This window comes from Pseudomonas sp. MPFS (assembly GCF_022537035.1).
Taxonomy (GTDB): Bacteria; Pseudomonadota; Gammaproteobacteria; order Pseudomonadales; family Pseudomonadaceae; genus Aquipseudomonas; species Aquipseudomonas sessilinigenes.
Genome location: NZ_CP066123.1, coordinates 1,384,704 through 1,401,482, shown reverse-complemented (window position 1 = coordinate 1,401,482; position 16,779 = coordinate 1,384,704). Strand labels below are relative to the sequence as shown.

Genomic DNA, 16,779 nt, shown 5'->3' with positions numbered 1-16,779 from the left:
ACGCATCGGGCAGGCAATGGCGGGCCCCGGTGGCCTGTACGCCGCCGGGGGCGGCTCAGGTTTTCGCGGGGACGGGGTTGGCGTCGAAGGTGTGCGGCGGCGCCACTTGCAAGGTGGTGATCGAGCCCTGTTCGGAGAGCGAATAGGTGACCTTGGAGATCAGCATGTCCTGGTCGAAGCCCAGGACCTTGTCGATCACCCGCACCAGGGTGTTGTGCCGCCACAAATCGCCGTTGCCCTGGCGCCAGCCCTGGACCCGATAGCTGGTGGTCAGCGCCTTGCCCATGCGGGTGGCGCTCTCCCAGTCGGCCCGCTGCTGGGCCAGTTCGGGGGTCAGCTGCGCGCTTTCGCTGATCACCGTGACCCGCTTGCGCGCCATGCTCGGGTCCCGGGCCTGGCCCGAGACCTCGGCGACCGCAGCGCCGCTTTTCTGGTCGCTGCCCTTGTGCTGGCCAATGACCCGGTACTCGGAGAACACCTGGCTGAAATCCATCGGCGCATTGGCCGACAGGATGTTCTTGCCCAGCTCCAGGGCATCGCTGGCCCGCCCGCTACTGCCGGGCTTGGCCAGCAGCACCCGGCCCTCGGCGTCATCGGTGGAGAACACCCGGTACAGGGTCAGCAAACGGTCGATGGACTGGAACACCGTCTCCCCGGGCACGATGCTGTGCTTGCCGAGCTTGGCGGTCTGCGGGATCTCGCTGACCACGCCCACGCCATAGGCGCCCGCCAGGGCCTGGACGATGCTCAACAGGCTCTGCTCCTGCCACTGGCTCGGGCGGTTGATGGCCGCACAGTCGGCCAGGTCCTGGGTCAACGAACTGCCTTCGATGCTCAGGCTGACCTGGTGCGCGTCATAGCTGACCGGCGCCTTGTACACGTAGCCGGTGAGCACCAGGTCGCTGCCGATACGCACCTGGCAACGCGAGCCGGGCTTGATCGGCTTGACCTCCAGTTGCCCCGGCCACTGCCAGGTGATGTTGAGGCTGAAGCTGCGGAACTGGCGCTCCAGGTCCGCGCTGATCTCGACGCTTTTCCAGCCGCCGTAGTCCAGGCCGTCAACGGTCAGGGTGACGGCATCTTGTGCTGGGTTCATGGCCTACACCTCGGCGATTTTCAGGTCGGCCGGCGGTAGGAAGCCAGGATGCACCGCCTTGTTGCGCTGGCTCACCTCCCCCACCCGGGTGGCATCGCCAAACCGCTGGTAGGCCACCACCAGGGCCGGCAGGCTCTGCTTGGGCGACAGGGTCAGCAGCCGCACCCCGGTGGACGACACCGCCGTGAGATGGCCGAACAGCTGCTGGCGCAGGCTGTTGAGCGCCTGGTAATGCAGGGCATCGGCCTTGAGCGCGGCCTGCCAGATCACCTCATTGAGGGCATCGCGCAGGCTCAGCACATCCTCGGCCACCGGCACATCCAGGCGGCGTACCGGCTGGACCGCCTGCTGGGCCACCGAAGGCGTGGAGTTGAGCTTGACCACCGGCGCCGCCGCCGGCATCTGCGCGACCTGGTAGCCGAGCTTCACCAGCAGCATGTCCTGCACCAGGTTGGCCATGGCCTGGGCCGCGGCCACCGTGTCCTTGCCGGTGGTGAGCTTGGGCGTGTCGATCTTCTTCGCCGCCTCGACCTCTTGCGAAGCATTGGCCAGCACCCCGCGATAACCCTCGCGGGCGAAGTCCTTGAGCTCGCGGATGTCCTTGAGCAAGCCCTTGAACTCGGCGCTGACCTCCCGGGGCAGCTCCTTGAGCGCCAGCACCAGCTGGCGCAGGTCCTTGTAGGTGTCGATCAGTTCCTTGAACTCATGCTCGATCACCGCGTAGACGTCCTTGAGGCAATCGCGTAGTTCCTTGACCGCGATCCGTGCGGCCTTGATCAGGCTGATGGCCTCTTCGAAGCGCCGTACCGCCGAACCCAGCAGGCTGTCGGCGGCCACCAGCAATTGCTCGCGGGAGTTGACCACCGCCGTGGGGAACAGCAACGGCTGGTCGGGGTGGAACTTGAGGGCGAACGTCACCAGGCCGCCGTCCTGGCGGGTATGGGTCATTTCGCACTCGCCGACCTTGACCTGCATCCGTCCCAGCCAAGGGTGGACCAGTTCCCCGGCCCCCTGCTCCAGGGCCTGGAGCAGCTGGTCGCGCTGCTCCAGGCAGTTCTCGCCCACGATGAAGGCCGTCAGGTCGTGGACCTTGGCCTGCTGGCCGAGCCCTTCGTAGAAGGGCTGGTCGCGCTGGGGGTACTCATGCAACTGGCCCTTCTGGCCCACCGGGGTCTTGGCCTGGTCGACCCAGAAACCGACGCCGCGAAACGACGCCGGCAACAACCGATCACGCCAGCTCATTGGAACCTCCTAGGGAAAGTGAGCGATAGCCGATGCGCGGAGTCACCGCCAGGCCCGGCTGGTTGGTCTGCGGCTGGCTGGTGCGCAGGCCCGCCGGGGCGTTTTCGAAGCGCACCGTCAGGCCGCCTTCGAGTTGCGTGCGGTTGTTGGCCGCACTCTGTTGCACCAACGCACCAGAGCCCTGGTTCAGGTTGCGCGCCGCCGGCGAAGCCTCGGCACCGAAGAATGCCGGGGCCAACTGGCCCTTGCCTTCGGCGTTGGTCCGCTGCTGGGCCTCGGTCAGGCCTTCGACCTTGCCGGTGATCTTGGCGATGAAGCCGCCAAAGCTGCCGCCGAGCATTTCCCGGATACCGCCCAGGGTGCCCTTGAGCTTGTCCCAGAACGCCGAGAACCAGTCGGCGATCGGCTGCCAGTTGGCCGTGACCCTGTCCATGGGCGACCAGTTGAACAGCTCCTGGAAGAACCCCTGGACCGGCGCCGTGATCGCCAGCAGCGAGTCCCACAAGCCACTGAAGAATCCGGCTACGGGCTCCCAGGCCGCATTGATCAGCGGCATCGGCGACCAATCGAACAGCGCCCGAAAGAACTCGCCCACCGGCGCGCTCAGCGCCAGCAACTGGTCCCAGGTGGCCGAAAAGAAGTCCATCAGCGGCTGCCAGTTATTGATCACCAGGCCCAGGGGCGACCAGTCGAACAGGGTCTTGAAGAACCCCAGCACCGGTTCCGCCTGGGCCCGCAGGCCATCCCAGCACTGCCCGAAGAAGCCCAGCAGCGGCTGCCAGTGGTTGATCACCAGCCCCAGGGGCGACCAGTCGAACAAGGTCTTGAAGAAGCCCAGCACCGGTTCCGACAGCGCCCGCAAGCCATCCCAACAGCGCCCGAAGAAGCCCAGCAGCGGCTGCCAGTGGTTGATCACCAGGCCCAGGGGCGACCAGTCGAACAGGGTCTTGAAGAACCCCAGCACCGGTTCCGACAGCGCCCGCAGGCCATCCCAGCAGCGCCCGAAAAAGCCCAGCAGCGGCTGCCAGTTGTTGATCACCAGGCCCAGGGGCGACCAGTCGAACAGGGTCTTGAAGAAGCTCATCACCGGCACCGACAGTGCCCGCAACAGCTCCCACAGCGCCGAGAACAACCCGGTCAATGGCTGCCAGTTATCGATCACCAGCCCCAGCGGGCTCCAGGAAAACAAGGTCTTGAAGAAATCCAGCAGCGGCAACGCCAGGGCCTGGATGCCCTGCCACAAGCCACTGAAGAACTCGCTGAGCGGTGCCCAGGCCTGGGTCGCCTCGCCGACCACCGAGCTCCAGAGCCCGGAGAAGAACCCCGTGAGCGAGCCCCAGGCACCGGCCAGGGCCTGCAACGGGCTCCAGCCGAACAGGCTCTTGAAGGTGGCGAAGGCCACCTGCGCCGCCTGCTGCAGGCTGTTCCAGATCCCGCTGAAGAACCCGGATATCGGCTCCCAGTAGGCCATGATCAAACCAGCGGCCACGGCGATCGCCGCCGCCACGATCCCCACCGGCGAGGCCAAGAGGCCGACCACCGCCGCCAGGCCCATGGCCCCGGTGGTAACCACGGTGAAAGCCACGGCCGCAGCGGCCAAGCCTTCCACCAGGGCCGGGTTGTCGGCAACGAAGGCACCGACACTGCTGATCAGCGGGGTCAGCCCGGTGATCAAGTTGTTGACCGCCGGCAGCAGCGCCTGGCCCATCTTCAGCGACACCCCTTGCAAGGCGTCGTCGAACTGCTTGAGGTGGGCCGAGGTTTCACCCAGGGGCACTTGCGGTACCTTGAGCTGGGTGAGTTGCTGGCTGCTGGCTTGCAGGTCGTCCTCGGCCTTGATCGCCTGCTTGATGCCATGGATGAACGGCTCCAGCAAACCGCCACCCTTGATAAAGCCGCCCAGGTCGAGGGAGCCGAGGCCACTGCCCTCGATGCTCTTCTTGAAGGCGCCGATCCTGGCGCGGATCCCCGACATCTGGGCTTCGAGTTTCTGTGCGCCGAGCACCACCACGGACATGTGCACCGTGGTCTGGATGTTCGTCAGGCTCATGCTTTGTTGAATATTGGCCATCACTGCACCTGCTGCATCGCATTGATCCGTTGCGCGTGCTCCAGTGACTCGCGGAGCACATCCAATGGCCTGGCCATCATCTGTTCGGGGTCAACCTTCCAGAACCAGGCCAGGTCATAGGCGGCCGCGATCAGGTCGCCGATGGCTGCGACGCCGCACTCATGAAAAAACTCGCGACGGCCCAGCTCAGGCCGTTGAGGTCGGCCAGGTCCAGCTGGTTCACCGAGGACGGTGGGATACCGGCGCAGACCGCGATGTACTTGGCCGCGACATCCATGTCCAGGCTCACTTCCTCGCTCTTGTCGATCCGGTACGGCAGCGCCTTGATGTTGCGCACCTCCTGCACCGTCGGGCGGCGCAGGGTCAGTTCGTCGAGCGTTTCGCCGTGGGCTTCGATGGCCACTTGCAGCTTCACGACTTGAGTCATTGCCAGGTCCCCTTCACGCCGTTGAACACCAGCGCGATGCTGGCGTCGTCGCCCTTGGATACCGGCTCGTCCACCAGGTAGGCGCCGGCCAGGACGAAGACCTTGCCATTGTTGAATTCGCAGGTGACAGTCATGTCGGTACCGGCCACCAGCTGCTTGAGCGGAAAGTCCGGGGTGTGCAGCGCCGTGACCTTGAATGTCGGGGTGACCTCGACTTCCTTGTAGAAACCCGGCACGACGGTTTCACGCTTGGTGGACATCAGCGGCGCCTCGCAGCCGCCGTTGATCGTCAGTTGAGCACCGTCGACCTTGACGTAGCAGGTGCCCGCAATCACTTGACCCATGGTGTTTCTCCCTTCAATAAAAAGCCCACGCAAGGTGGGCTGGATTCACAGTCGAACGTGCGTTCAGGCGACGTTGTCGTACTGCAGGCGGAACTGGTTGAGCAGCGCGAAGACTCGCAGGCCGTTGATGTAGTCCGGCGGGAACAGCACGTTGATGCGGTTCGGGTCCCGGGCATCGCGTTCCACCACCAGGTGCTCGGCGAACAGCTCGGCGTTTTCCACATGGCCTTCCAGCTCCAGCTTGGCGTACTGGGCGATCAGCTCGCCGCGAATGGTGCTCGGGGTGACGATCGGCTGGCCGGCGCCGAAGCGGGTGCCGTCGGCGGCCAGCTTGTGGCGCCCGTACTTGCTGGTGATCACGCTTTGCAGGCGGCGCACGATGTAGGCCGACTGGTGCAGGGTCTCGCTGTCCAGGTAGGAGTTGTCCGCCTGGCCGAAAGCGTTCTTCTGGTAGGTGGTGATCGAACGCTGGATGCGCACGTAGCCGCCTTCGTAGTAGGCGGTGGCGATGCCGTAGTTGAGCAGCGACTGGCGCTCGGTCAGGGTGAAGCGCTCGCTGGCCGCGGCCGGGTCCAGGCCTGGCAGGCTGCCGCTCTGGGTCGGACGGCTGGCATCGGCGGAGATGAACACCGCGGTGCGCGCGGCCAGTGCCGCAGCCTGGACCCAGGCCGGTTGCGGAACGCCCGGTTCCAGGGCCTGGATGGTCATGTGCTGGTCGTTACGCGCCTGCCCGGCGGCGACCAGGGTGCCCACGGTGCCGCGCTTGGCGGTGTAGACATGGCCGAACAGCTGCTTGGCCCAGGACCAGCGACCCACGCTGTCATCCATGACCGCTTGCCAGGTGTTGAGGCTGGCGACGTCGGTCCAGGGCATGCAGATGAACTCGAACGGCTCATCGCCCAGGGCAGCGACCGCGGCGACCTGGTCAGGCACGCCGGCACCACCGGCCATCTTGCCGATAACGATGGCCAGGCCTTCCGGGGTGCTCTCGCCATTGCTCTTGCCCAGGCGATTGAGCTGCAGGCTGATGTCGTTGCCGCTGTCGCCGGTCCACTTGGCGTTCAGGGTCACCACGCCTTCGGCGGCGCTGGCGCTCAGCGGCAGGTCGGCCGAGGTGTTGATCTTCTGCACCAGGGCGGTGGCCGCCTGGGCTGCGGTGGCGCCCTTGGCGATGGCGGCCTGGACCCGCACGCCGCCCACATAGAGGTTGAGCACGCCGCTCTCGGTGGCGCTGCCGGTCAGGGTCAAAGTGCCCTTGGCCACGCTGCCTTCGCTGTTGTGCAGCGGCAGGCACCAGATCTCGCCGACCGGATCGGTCTTGCGGAAGGTCTCGTACATGGAGGCCAGCATCGAACCCTGGCCGCCAATGCTCTTGGCCAGGGCCACGCTGGACACCAGCACCAGCTTGCCCGCGTCGCTGGCGGGCACGTTGTCGTTGACCTGGGCGACGATCAGGCGGCGCATGGCCGACGAGGCGCTATTGGCCGCCGAGTTGTCCATCTCGGCATAGAACAGCGGAACACGAATGTCCGCGGGGATATTGCTGAATCCGATCGCCATTATTGGGCTCCCTTCGGTTGTGCCGCTTGCACGGCGTTGATGGTGATATCGCCATCGGCCAGACGGCGACGCCACCAGGCGTTGTCCGTGACTTCACGGCCGGTGACCGGCAGCAGGTCGCCCGCTTCCGGATCGGGTACGGCACGGCCAGCGGCCGGCAGCACGGTGATGCGTTTGCTCATTGCTTCAGCTCTCCTGAGAAAGTCAGCTCCAGGCGCCCATCGGGACCCGGGCTTTTCAAATTGGGGTCCGCCGGATCGATGGCATCGACCCGCACCGTGACCCCGGTAAAGGACGGCAAGCCGTCGAGTTCACGTTCATGCCAGGTTTCCGCCGGCTGCCCGGAACGATTGCGCCCCAACTGGAACTCGGCGAAAAAGCGCAGGCGATAGAGCAACCGCTCATTGCCCACCGGCACCAACTCACCGCCCTCGTACTGGATCGGGCTGTACTCGGCCCCAGGCTTGAACCCCACCAGCGCGCGCCAGACTTCGGCACGCAGCTCATGGAGCTGGTCCAGGGCCTGTTGCGGGTGAGTGGCATCGAGCAGCAAGGCGACTTCGAAGCGGTCGCGGATGATCTGGCGGAAGGTGTTTTGTGCGGTGGAGGGGGTGGCGAGGTCACTTAGCAGTGCGATGAGTGCCGCAGGAAGTGACTGTTCGATGCCGACTGGCAAAACTTCAGGATTAACGCTTCCAACAATACGACCAGTCATACTGGGACAGTTGGTTTTGATCTGTTCTAAAACCTTTATCAACCCCATAAGCCTCCTGAGAACTCACGTAGTAGCCCTGTAAACCAGGACCGTTATAAAAGTCCAAAATTACATAACCCAATCAACACTCAGATCACTTAAATATAAAGATCGCCGAAAAATTGGAGCCACAATCAAAATCCAACAAAAGTGAGTGCAGACACATACGCATTGGGCGTTGAAAGTGCTGAGGGGTTTGCCGAAGAACTAGCCGTATCCAAAGTGACGATCAGCCTCAAGGTTCCATTAGAACCGTATCCATAGCCATAGGATGCAATGGCAACAGGGGACCGTCCCTCTACCCCACCAGGATAGACAAGGTCACCGAATCTATGAGTTGACAAAATCATACTGGCACCCTGAATTGGATTCATCCTTGTATAGGTTGTCACTCTATATCCAGCATAAGGAAGCGAGCTCGACAGTATGGCCCAGCCTTGTGGATCCAGAAATCCGGCAATGGCGAGCGGAGTGAACTCCGAATCGAATGTTGGAACTTTTTCAGAGTTCCTTACAATCAGACCCAAACCGCTTGCAGATATTGGATTCGCCGAGAACACCGCATAAGAAACGACTACATTAGCTGCGGGTATTGCTTGGAGAAGCAACTGGAATCCAGTCCAGGCGCCAGGGCTACCTACAGCTTTCACACCCCAGCAATAAAGCCCATCATTAGCCGACCATTTCGCGGCAATGAGTGGCGGAGCGATGCTGGTAGAGGCAGAACCGAATGAAATCACTGGACCGCCAATAGACGTACCGGCAGTAGTGGTATAAGTCCCGCTGGCAACCAACCCATAATTAAGGAAGTCCGAATCGATGACCAAGTCTCCACCCGGATTTCTAAAAACAGCACCATAGTTCATGAGTAAGCTCCCAACAGTATGTACCCACCCACATGAAAAGCTGGAGAAGTAGCATATGGGCGCCATGAAATCGTATTACCTGAAATATCAATGAATGGCGGAACTGTAGAAACCGGCTGATCTGCAATAAAAAAGTACCTGGTAAACTTCGGATCTCCGGAAAAAGTGAAACTCCCTTTTTGCAGGGCCTCAACCCTGATACTTTTCACAAACCTGAGGTAGCGCCCGGAAAACTCACTAATAACATCATTATTTTTGTTTTTCGTTCTCACTCCAAAGCTCATGCTGTCAGATCTCCCATCTGGACCCTCACGACCCCAAGCGAGTCGATAATCTTTATCGCTCGATTATTGATCGTCATCCGACCTTGCCCAGGCACAATGCCGTTGATCTCGAAGCTCCCATCTTTACCAAGCTTCCAACCAGTCGTTTGCGACACATAATTATCAGACTGCAAGTTATCGCCAATCTTCAGCATATTGATGCTGCCGTTCTGAATAAACGCAGAATTTATATAAGTAGCGCCATTCTCAATAACAAACGGAGATACCGCCTTGGCGGTATTGGGATCGACCACTGCAAACCGATTAGCCGCAACCAATACCTGACTGGTAATGACCCCCTTATCGTTCTCGACCCCGACACCAATCCCCGCCAGATAGGGTTTGTTATCCACCGTCAGTTGCGTCTTGATCGAGTACATCGCCGCCAGCTCGCGCTTCACGGTCTCGACTTCGACCTGGGCGCCGCCGCCGGACTCGATCTTCTGCAGCAGGTGCTGGCTCAGTTGCGTCTCGCTGATCTTGTCGCTGAGGTATTCGAGGATCGGCCCGGCATCCGAGGATGACTGCCCGGTGACCGGCCCATGGAAGGCACCCAGGTTGCCGATCTTGTCCACCAGGCGCGCCCAGAAGAAGAACCGTACGCCAGCGGCCAGGCCCATGATGGTCAGGTCGGTCTGCGGGTAGGCGTAGTCGCCGAACTTGGTGGCGGTCGCCACGTCGCTGCCCTGGCTGTACCAGATCTCGGTCCGTTGCAGGTCGGCGGTGCTCAGCCCGGCAGGGATGCTCCACTTGAGCTTGATGCCGAACACGATCGACTCGGCGTTGAAGGAAGCCACCATCGGCGGCGGTGTGGTCTTGCCACTGAGCACAGTCTCGGCCGAGGTGGCGAACACCGAGCCAATGTCCAGGGCGTTGATCGCCCGGACCTTGGCCACGTAGCGCCCGGCATAGATACCGCTGACTTCGAAGGCGTTGCCCCCGGTACGTCCGGCGAACACCCAATCCCCGTCGTTCTTGCGCCAGTGCACCTCGTAGGCGATGGCGTTGTCCGGGCGTTCCCAGTCGATGGTCATGACCCCGACCGCGCTGCCCTGGTCGACGAAATGCTCGTTGCGCACCCGCACGTTCTTCGGTGGGTTCTGCACGCTCGGCGGGATCACCGTCACCGGTGGCTGGTCGATGCGCGCGCCGTTGTCGATCGCCGCGAACTTGGCACCGACATGCTTGACCGCACTGATGCTGTACTTGATCGCCGAGTCGGAGAAGTCCTCGGCCACCGACAACACGCGAAACTGCTGGACCGCCAGGGTCGGCGAATCGATGGCCCACATCGAGTGCACCGGTGGCAGTTGCTCGAGTTTTTTCTCCAGCACCACCCGCTGCACTTCAGCGGGAAAGCCGGTGGTGTCGAGGGTGGTGGCGCCACTGTCCCAGGTGATGCCGGTGCTGTCCCAGGTCAGCGGGTAGCCCACGGACTTGATCACCCGGGAGATCGCCTTGCCTGTGGGCATGATCAAGGTCAGGGTATCGCCGGGGAAGGCCTTGACGTCGGCATCCAGCACCAGGGCGTCCAGGGTCGCCGAGCGCAGGCGCCCGCCGATCCGCCGGCCGGCCCGATCGTTGTCCGCCACGCGGATCACCTGCCCCGGACGCACCAGGGTGCCGTCCAGGCCCACGGAAAAACTCACGCTTTCGGTTTCCAGGCGGTTGGTCAGCAGCGCCCATTTGCCGATGCGCTGGGCCTGGGCCTGGGAGGTGCAGCCCGTGGCGGTGATCTCGGTCTGCTGCACGCCATAACGGGCGATGCCTTCCGGATCGTCGACGTACTGCACCTTCTGCCGGTAGAAGTCCGCCGGGTCGTTCCAGCTCACCAGGGCCACGCTGTAGCGGGTCTTTTTCGCCGAGCCGCCGTAGACGAACTTGCCGTCGATCACGTTGGCGTTGCTGTAGGTGTACACCGGGTCTTCCGGCATGTCGGCCACCGCCATCACCGACCCCGCGCCCCAATAGGCCATGCCGCGGAAGGTGGTGGCCAGGTCCTGCAGCACTTTCAGCGCATCGGCACGTACCGAGAGGTAGAGGTTGCAGGTGAAGCGTGGCTCGGTGCCACCCTTGCCATCGGACACCGGCTGGTCGCAGTACTGGCCAATGCGGTACAGCTCCCACTTGTCCACCTGGGCGGCGTTGAGCAGGTGCCCGAGGCCATAACGCTGGTGCAGCAGCAGGTCGTAGTAGATCCAGGCCGGGTTGTCGGTCCAGGCCGACTTGAAGGTGCCGTCCCACACGCCGCTGTAGGCCCGGGAGGCCGGATCGTAGTTGCTCGGCACGCGGATGATCCGCCCTTGCAATTCGAAAGAGCGGTTGGGAATCGACTGGAACTGCGAGGCATCGAACTGCAGGCCGATGATCGCCGAACCCGGGTAGCGCAACTTGGCGTCGATCACGTCGGTGATGGACTCCACGCTGGTGGTATCGGCGATCGCCCCGCTGCTGGAGTTCGCCGTCAGCCGCCGCACTCGCACGGTCCAGCCGGCCTTGGCCGCTGGCAGGTCGACCCGGTGGGAGCGCTCGTACTTGCTGGAGCTCTTGCCGCTGAAGGCCGATTGCAGCACTTCGACGAACGCCCCGCCATCGGTGGACAGCTCGATGGCGTAACGCACCGTGTAACCGTTGGTGTCGCCGTTGCTGGTGTTGGTCTGTGCCAGACGCGAGACTGCCAGGCGGATGCGCACCGCCGACAGTTGCAGGTTGGTGATGGCGCGGGTCCAGGGTTGGTCGCTGCGCAGTTCCACCGCCACCTGGGACTCGTTCTCCACCGCCGGAAAGCCCGGGATGTAGGTCTGGTCCTGGCTGCCGTTGCGGGTCTCGAGGCTGACCCCGGAGAAGTTCAGGCTGCCGTCGGCGTTGGCCAGGGGCGTCTCGTTGAGGAACACCGAGCGCTTGCCGTTCTTCAGGCCCACGATCTCGCCTTCACTGACGAGATCGAGGATCCGGGCATAGGCCGTGCTGTGCAGGCTGTCCGGGGCTTCCACGGAGGGACGGGGCGGCTTGGCGCCGCCGCCCTTGCTACCGGCGAGAATGGGGTCGGTCATGGCTTTCCTTCAGGCGAAATGAGGCCCGCGGCATCGCAGGCAGGTGGAAGACGGGAATGCTTAGAGTTGGTCCTGGGCGTAGATGCCGGAGCTGATCACGGTGCTGCCGATGGTCAACTGACCATAGAGCAGGCCCACCGGATTGCCCTGGGCCGTGGTGTTGATTGGCCCGTTGAAGCTGTAGCTGGGGCGGTTTTCCGGACGCTCCTGGGCGCCCAGGCCCTTGGGCATGGGCGCGAGCATCTGCGTCACGCCGCCCATCACCATGGTCGCTCCGGTCATCATCATGGCAGTGACTGCCGGGCCGGTGAGAAAGCCGAAGGGGTTGTAGTAGGCCACGGCCATCAACACCGCGCCGAGGATGGTCTGCAGGCCCCCAGCGCGCTTGGAGCCGCCGAGCACCGGGGCGATGCGGATCACCTGCTTGCCCAGGGGCTGGTGGATATCGGTCTCGGACAGGTTGCGCCGGCCGTTGAACACGGCAAAACGCAGGCCCTTGTCGGCGCTTTGCACCATGTAGCGCTCAAAACCCGGGAACTGCCGGAAGTAACCCATCACGTCCTTGAAGCCTGCGCTGATGGCCACCCGGTGTTCACGCCCGAACAGCCGTGCCAGGGAGCCGGACAGCAGCACGGTTTGCATCTTTTGTGGTTCTACGGCCAAGCCCATGGGGTTCTCCTGGCGATAAAAAACCCGCTGCGGCGGGTTTGGATGGACAACGCAGACCGCTGTTTCAGAGCTGGTCCTGGGCGTAGATGCCGGCGCTGATCACCGAGCTGCCGACGATCAACTGGCCATAGAGCAGGCCCACCGGGTTGCCCTGGGCCGTGGTGTTGACCGGGCCGTTGAAGCTGTAGTTGGCACGATTGTCGGGACGGTCCATGGCCCCCAGGCCCTTGAGCTGCGGCGACATCATCTGCATCACCCCGCCCATGGCCAGGGAAATGCCCATGCTGGCGGCGAAAGTCCAGCCGCTGGAAGCGCCGGTGCCGATCAGGCCTGAGGCAGTACTGCCAGTGGCGGCTATGCCACCGGTGAAATAGGAGGCTGCCACCACCAGGGCGACGCCGATGATGGTCTGCAACCCGCCCGAGCGCTTGCTGCCGATGAGCAGCGGGGCAATGCGGATATCGCTGTTGCCGCAGGGAGCGTGCAGGCGATCCTGGCCCAGGTTGTCGCGCCCGAGGAACAGCGAATAGGTCACCCCGCGATCCTTGGACTCCATCAGGAAAGCCTCGAATCCCGGCACCAGCACGCACAAGGCGCGGATCGCCTCCGCAGCACTGCCCACCGCCAACCGATGCACCCGGCCGAAGCGGGCTCCCAGCGAGCCGTACAAACGCACGATCCGGACTTTTTGCTGATTCATCACATGACTCCCAGGAAGAAAGATCCCCGGTTGGCAGCCGGGAAAGGCAGCGGCCTCAAGCCGACGCCATGAGCTGGCGATGGCGCCAGATGCTGACCGTGACCTCGTCCCAGTAGCCGCCATAGGTGTCGCGCTTGCTGTCGCGGCCATAGAGGTGGTGCAGGATGGAGCCCGGCGCCGGGTAGTGCGCCGGCTCACTCTTGAGCACGCCGTCGGCCAGGTAGATGGCCGCGTGGTTGGGTACTGGCGAGCGGATCTGCATCAACACCACGTCGCCCTGGCGCAGGTCCCCTACCCGCTCGAAACCGGCCTCGGGCAAGTGCTCCAGGTAGAGGTTGCCGCCCTTGTCCCACCAGCCGTCCTCGCGCTGGTAGTTGCCCAGCTCGATGCCCAGCTCGCGCCGGTAGTAGTCGAGGATGATGCTCAGGCAGTCGTGCACGCCATGGGCGAAGGCCCGGCCAACCAAGGGTGCCTGGTAGCCGTTGGGCGCCAGTTGGGCCCACTGGCCAATACGCGGCTGGCCGGCGTCGTCCGCCAGCACCTGGACGATGTGCCAGGGCAACCCGGAGGCCTCGCAGGCCACCCGGTCCGCCTCGCTGGGCGTGGCCGGGTAATCCGGGTGGCTGTGGATCACCGCCAGCACCTCGCCGCGCTCCTCGGCTGCCGCGTAGTCCGCAGGAGCCAGGCGAAAGTGCTCGCTGGGGGTGGCGGCGGTATTGCGACACGGTACATAGACCCGCCGCCGACCTTCGCGAATCAGCAACCCGCAGCACTCGCGGGGGTATTCGGCCAGGGCGTGGCGCTCGATGGCCGCAAGGTTCGCCTTGTTCATGTTCAGCTCCGTAGCAGGCCCGCCGCAGGAAACGAACCGTAGGGCAGCGGGTTGTTCTCGCCGAAACGCAGCTTGCAGCTGCTCAGGCGCCCGCCGCATTTATCCTTGGCGGCATCAGTGACGATCACGTCGTTGACGTCCGCCACCGGGCCGCCGTTGTAGCCACAGTAAGGGCCGCGATAACCGCCGCAGCTGAGCCACCAGCAGACGTTGGCGACGATCTGCCGCCGTGGCAGCTGCACGCCGTTGAAGTCCAGGGCACTGGACAGCTCGAACTGCACCACCTCGTTGTCTTCGGCGACCTTGCGCTCGACGTACCAGATGTCCGGCGGCAGCTCCTCCTCGGGATCGGCCTCGGGCTGGCCGTCCAGGTACTTGCCCAGGGTCCGGTGGCGAATCAGCCGGGCCCCTACCAGGTCTTCGAAATACAGCACCAGGGCGGTGATGAAACCATCGACGTTGCCCACCGACAGGGTCGGGGTCGGCTGCGAGCCCTTGCCGGTCATTTCGAAGCCCTCGGCCTGGATCGGCCAGGGGGAATACTCGAGCCCCTGCCAGAAGATCGACGACTGCTGGGGGTAACCGTGAAAACGGTAGAGTTCGGCGCCGAGGCTGGTGGCGTCGAGCTCGAAAAGCTCCACCCACGCGCCAGGCTCCAGGGTCTGGATATCGGCCGTAATTGGCATCGTGTTTCCTCAAGGCAAAAAGAAACCCGCGCGATGGCGGGTTGGTTCAGGCGGCGGTCACAATTGCGCGGACTTCGCAGTTGGCCCAGGGCAGCCAGGTGGAAGCCCCGGTGTTCCTGTCGACGACACAACCGAGGTTGGCTCCATTGGTCATCTTCGCCGCAAACTGGTTAGCCCCCAGATCGTAGGTCGTCAGGCCAGTCGGATAGGCGGGGTTCACATTGAATTCGTGCCTCAGCACGGTTCCTGCCGGGTACCCCGCAGTCACGACGGTCAACCGGATCTCCCAGGTGATCGTTGTCGAGATAGCGCCCAGGTTATGCACGAAGGACGACTGCCCATTGGCCGTAAACTTCCTCCAATCGCTCACCCATACCTTGGAACCACCGACTTGAGTCCAGGGCGACCATCCAGCCGGATCGTTCTTGACCCTGGACCAGATCCCCCTCGCCTGTAGTCCAATAGCCAGCTGGGTGATCCACATATCGCTGATATAGGTCTGATCGATAAAGTAGTCAGCCCCTGCAGTAGGTTGGTTGACTCCCGATCCATCGATCCAGAATTTTCCTGAACTCTTGGGCAAGTTATTGGCATCAGCGCCGGACACCCGCTGGATAGAACCAGTGACTCCATAGTCGCCTTGCTTGATGCAGGCATGCCACTGGCCGATGCTGCCGTTGATCAAGTTCCTGGAATAGACCGTCCCATCCGAGGTGCTAACCAACAACTGAGTCCAGTTGGTTGCGTCGTACATGCTTACATCAACCGTGCCCCACATGTTTGGAAACGGCGTATTGAGCGTAGAAGCGGTGATCCTGTATTTACCCGATGAAACGACAGCGTTCATGTCGTTCATTACGACGGATGAATCCTCACCCTGGAACCACGCGCCCCACACACCAGCTACACGCCTGCGATGGAAGACAGGCACAGTCGAACCGACGGTGAATGTTGCTCGTTGCAGCACGTAATCGCCGATTCCGGCGTCCAGAGAGAAGACTTCGACTATCCAGTCCCCTGGCAGTGGAAGGTTCATGCAATTGGAGTCGCACCAGATCTCGGTCCTTGACGTGAGGTTGTTCAAGTCAACGTTGGAGTTTCGAGGCAGGCGGGTCCCCTCCATCATGAACCGCTTCCACGTCTGCCAACTCGCGGTCTTGCGGCGGTACCACAGGTTGTCGGAGTCATGCGAGGCCGCTATCTGGGATGCGTAGTCATCATTACCGGGCAAATGGATGTATTCACCATTGGAAATGGTTGATGGCGCGCCCTTATAGCTTTTTGTCCACCCATAGAAACCGGCTCCGATGGGAGCGTCCATATCTGGGGCTCCCGGACCTTCTAGCGCTCTGGCTCCAAGCCCGAAGTCACCGACCGAAACAGTAAAGCGCCACTTGGTCCAAGCACTACCAGACTTTCCACGGCTGTACATGCGGCCCGACGCCCAGTCTACAAACTGCTGCGCGCACGCCGTGGCGTTGCTACCAGCCTGTACGATCAGGGCACCGGTTCTCAACGTACCGTCCATGTTGAACTGGCCCACTACGTCACCGCCAGTGAGATAGTCGTTGGGGTTTAGGTTGTTACCTACGTAAGCGGCATCGTCCTTGGACCCGACTCCAAAATCACCTTGTTGCATCAGCCGAGTCCACGGCGTCCATGCATCACCGGCCTTGACCCGACGGAACATGACGCCAATAGAACCGTTAAAAGCCAATTGGGCCGCATATTTGGGGTCGGCGTTTTGCAAATGCACGACGTAGTACCCCGTCTCCCTCGTAGGCAAGGAGTTCTGCCCGTTTTGAGGGAACACAAACACCAATGCGGAAACCGTGATCCAGCTAAGCAGGCGCTCTTCAAGAGTCGTTACCGAATCTCCTAGCCCCCAGCGTGCAAGAATCGCTCGCACAGCAGGGTCGAGACCAGGTCCGGTCTTGTCTGCAAGCGCCTTGGTCAGGGCATCGAGCTTACCGATCTCAGTACTGGCCAGAACCGCTCGCTGATCCAGCTCGGCAAAGTTCTCATTGATGATCTGGGCACCGGTGCGCAGATTGTCGCCGGTGCCATCGTTGGGCTGGGCGCCCGTCTTGATGGTTCTGAGGGTCATGGATGAACAGCCTGCTAAAGATGGGTACTGAGGGGCTTGCCCTCTACTC

At 62.7% G+C, this 16,779-nt stretch carries 16 protein-coding genes; all 16 read right to left on the bottom strand.

What is annotated here, in order from left to right:
* Positions 1-55: 55 nt before the first annotated feature.
* On the bottom strand, positions 56-1,096 hold the full coding sequence (locus tag I9018_RS06305; protein WP_085599305.1) for a phage baseplate assembly protein: 1,041 nt from the start codon (positions 1,094-1,096) through the stop codon (positions 56-58).
* 3 nt (positions 1,097-1,099) lie between these two features.
* Positions 1,100-2,338, bottom strand: a complete 1,239-nt coding sequence (locus tag I9018_RS06300; RefSeq protein WP_241108999.1) for a DNA circularization N-terminal domain-containing protein — start codon at positions 2,336-2,338, stop codon at positions 1,100-1,102.
* A complete protein-coding gene (locus tag I9018_RS06295) occupies positions 2,325-4,409 on the bottom strand; it encodes a phage tail protein (RefSeq protein ID WP_241108998.1) in 2,085 nt (694 codons plus the stop codon). The genes I9018_RS06300 and I9018_RS06295 overlap by 14 nt, the downstream gene beginning before the upstream one ends.
* A 130-nt stretch (positions 4,410-4,539) precedes the next feature.
* Positions 4,540-4,836, bottom strand: a complete 297-nt coding sequence (locus I9018_RS06290) for a phage tail assembly protein (RefSeq protein WP_031321005.1) — start codon at positions 4,834-4,836, stop codon at positions 4,540-4,542.
* Positions 4,833-5,180 (bottom strand): phage tail tube protein, encoded by a 348-nt coding sequence (locus tag I9018_RS06285; RefSeq protein ID WP_022642610.1) that lies wholly within the window; start codon positions 5,178-5,180, stop codon positions 4,833-4,835. The genes I9018_RS06290 and I9018_RS06285 overlap by 4 nt, the downstream gene beginning before the upstream one ends.
* 63 nt (positions 5,181-5,243) lie before the next feature.
* The gene (locus I9018_RS06280) at positions 5,244-6,740 is read right to left on the bottom strand and encodes a phage tail sheath subtilisin-like domain-containing protein (protein WP_241108997.1); all 1,497 of its coding nucleotides are present in this window, start codon (positions 6,738-6,740) and stop codon (positions 5,244-5,246) included.
* Positions 6,740-6,922 (bottom strand): DUF2635 domain-containing protein, encoded by a 183-nt coding sequence (locus I9018_RS06275; RefSeq protein WP_022642608.1) that lies wholly within the window; start codon positions 6,920-6,922, stop codon positions 6,740-6,742. The genes I9018_RS06280 and I9018_RS06275 overlap by 1 nt, the downstream gene beginning before the upstream one ends.
* A complete protein-coding gene (locus I9018_RS06270; RefSeq protein ID WP_241108996.1) occupies positions 6,919-7,503 on the bottom strand; it encodes a hypothetical protein in 585 nt (194 codons plus the stop codon). The genes I9018_RS06275 and I9018_RS06270 overlap by 4 nt, the downstream gene beginning before the upstream one ends.
* Positions 7,504-7,628: 125 nt before the next feature.
* Positions 7,629-8,360 (bottom strand): hypothetical protein, encoded by a 732-nt coding sequence (locus tag I9018_RS06265; RefSeq protein WP_241108995.1) that lies wholly within the window; start codon positions 8,358-8,360, stop codon positions 7,629-7,631.
* Positions 8,357-8,644 (bottom strand): hypothetical protein, encoded by a 288-nt coding sequence (locus I9018_RS06260; RefSeq protein WP_241108994.1) that lies wholly within the window; start codon positions 8,642-8,644, stop codon positions 8,357-8,359. Before I9018_RS06260 ends, I9018_RS06265 begins: the two co-directional genes overlap by 4 nt.
* Positions 8,641-11,736, bottom strand: coding sequence for a host specificity protein J (locus tag I9018_RS06255; protein ID WP_241108993.1), 3,096 nt, complete (start codon positions 11,734-11,736; stop codon positions 8,641-8,643). The genes I9018_RS06260 and I9018_RS06255 overlap by 4 nt, the downstream gene beginning before the upstream one ends.
* 60 nt (positions 11,737-11,796) lie before the next feature.
* On the bottom strand, positions 11,797-12,405 hold the full coding sequence (locus I9018_RS06250) for a tail assembly protein (protein WP_241108992.1): 609 nt from the start codon (positions 12,403-12,405) through the stop codon (positions 11,797-11,799).
* A gap of 64 nt (positions 12,406-12,469) precedes the next feature.
* Positions 12,470-13,105: a tail assembly protein gene (locus I9018_RS06245; RefSeq protein WP_241108991.1), complete on the bottom strand. Its 636-nt coding sequence runs from the start codon at positions 13,103-13,105 to the stop codon at positions 12,470-12,472.
* Positions 13,106-13,160: 55 nt separating this feature from the next.
* Complete coding sequence (locus I9018_RS06240) at positions 13,161-13,937, bottom strand: Mov34/MPN/PAD-1 family protein (protein ID WP_241108990.1); 777 nt, start codon at positions 13,935-13,937, stop codon at positions 13,161-13,163.
* Positions 13,938-13,939: 2 nt separating this feature from the next.
* Positions 13,940-14,623 (bottom strand): phage minor tail protein L, encoded by a 684-nt coding sequence (locus I9018_RS06235; protein ID WP_053134540.1) that lies wholly within the window; start codon positions 14,621-14,623, stop codon positions 13,940-13,942.
* Positions 14,624-14,669: 46 nt separating this feature from the next.
* Positions 14,670-16,730, bottom strand: coding sequence for a pyocin knob domain-containing protein (locus I9018_RS06230; protein WP_241108989.1), 2,061 nt, complete (start codon positions 16,728-16,730; stop codon positions 14,670-14,672).
* Positions 16,731-16,779 lie beyond the last annotated feature (49 nt).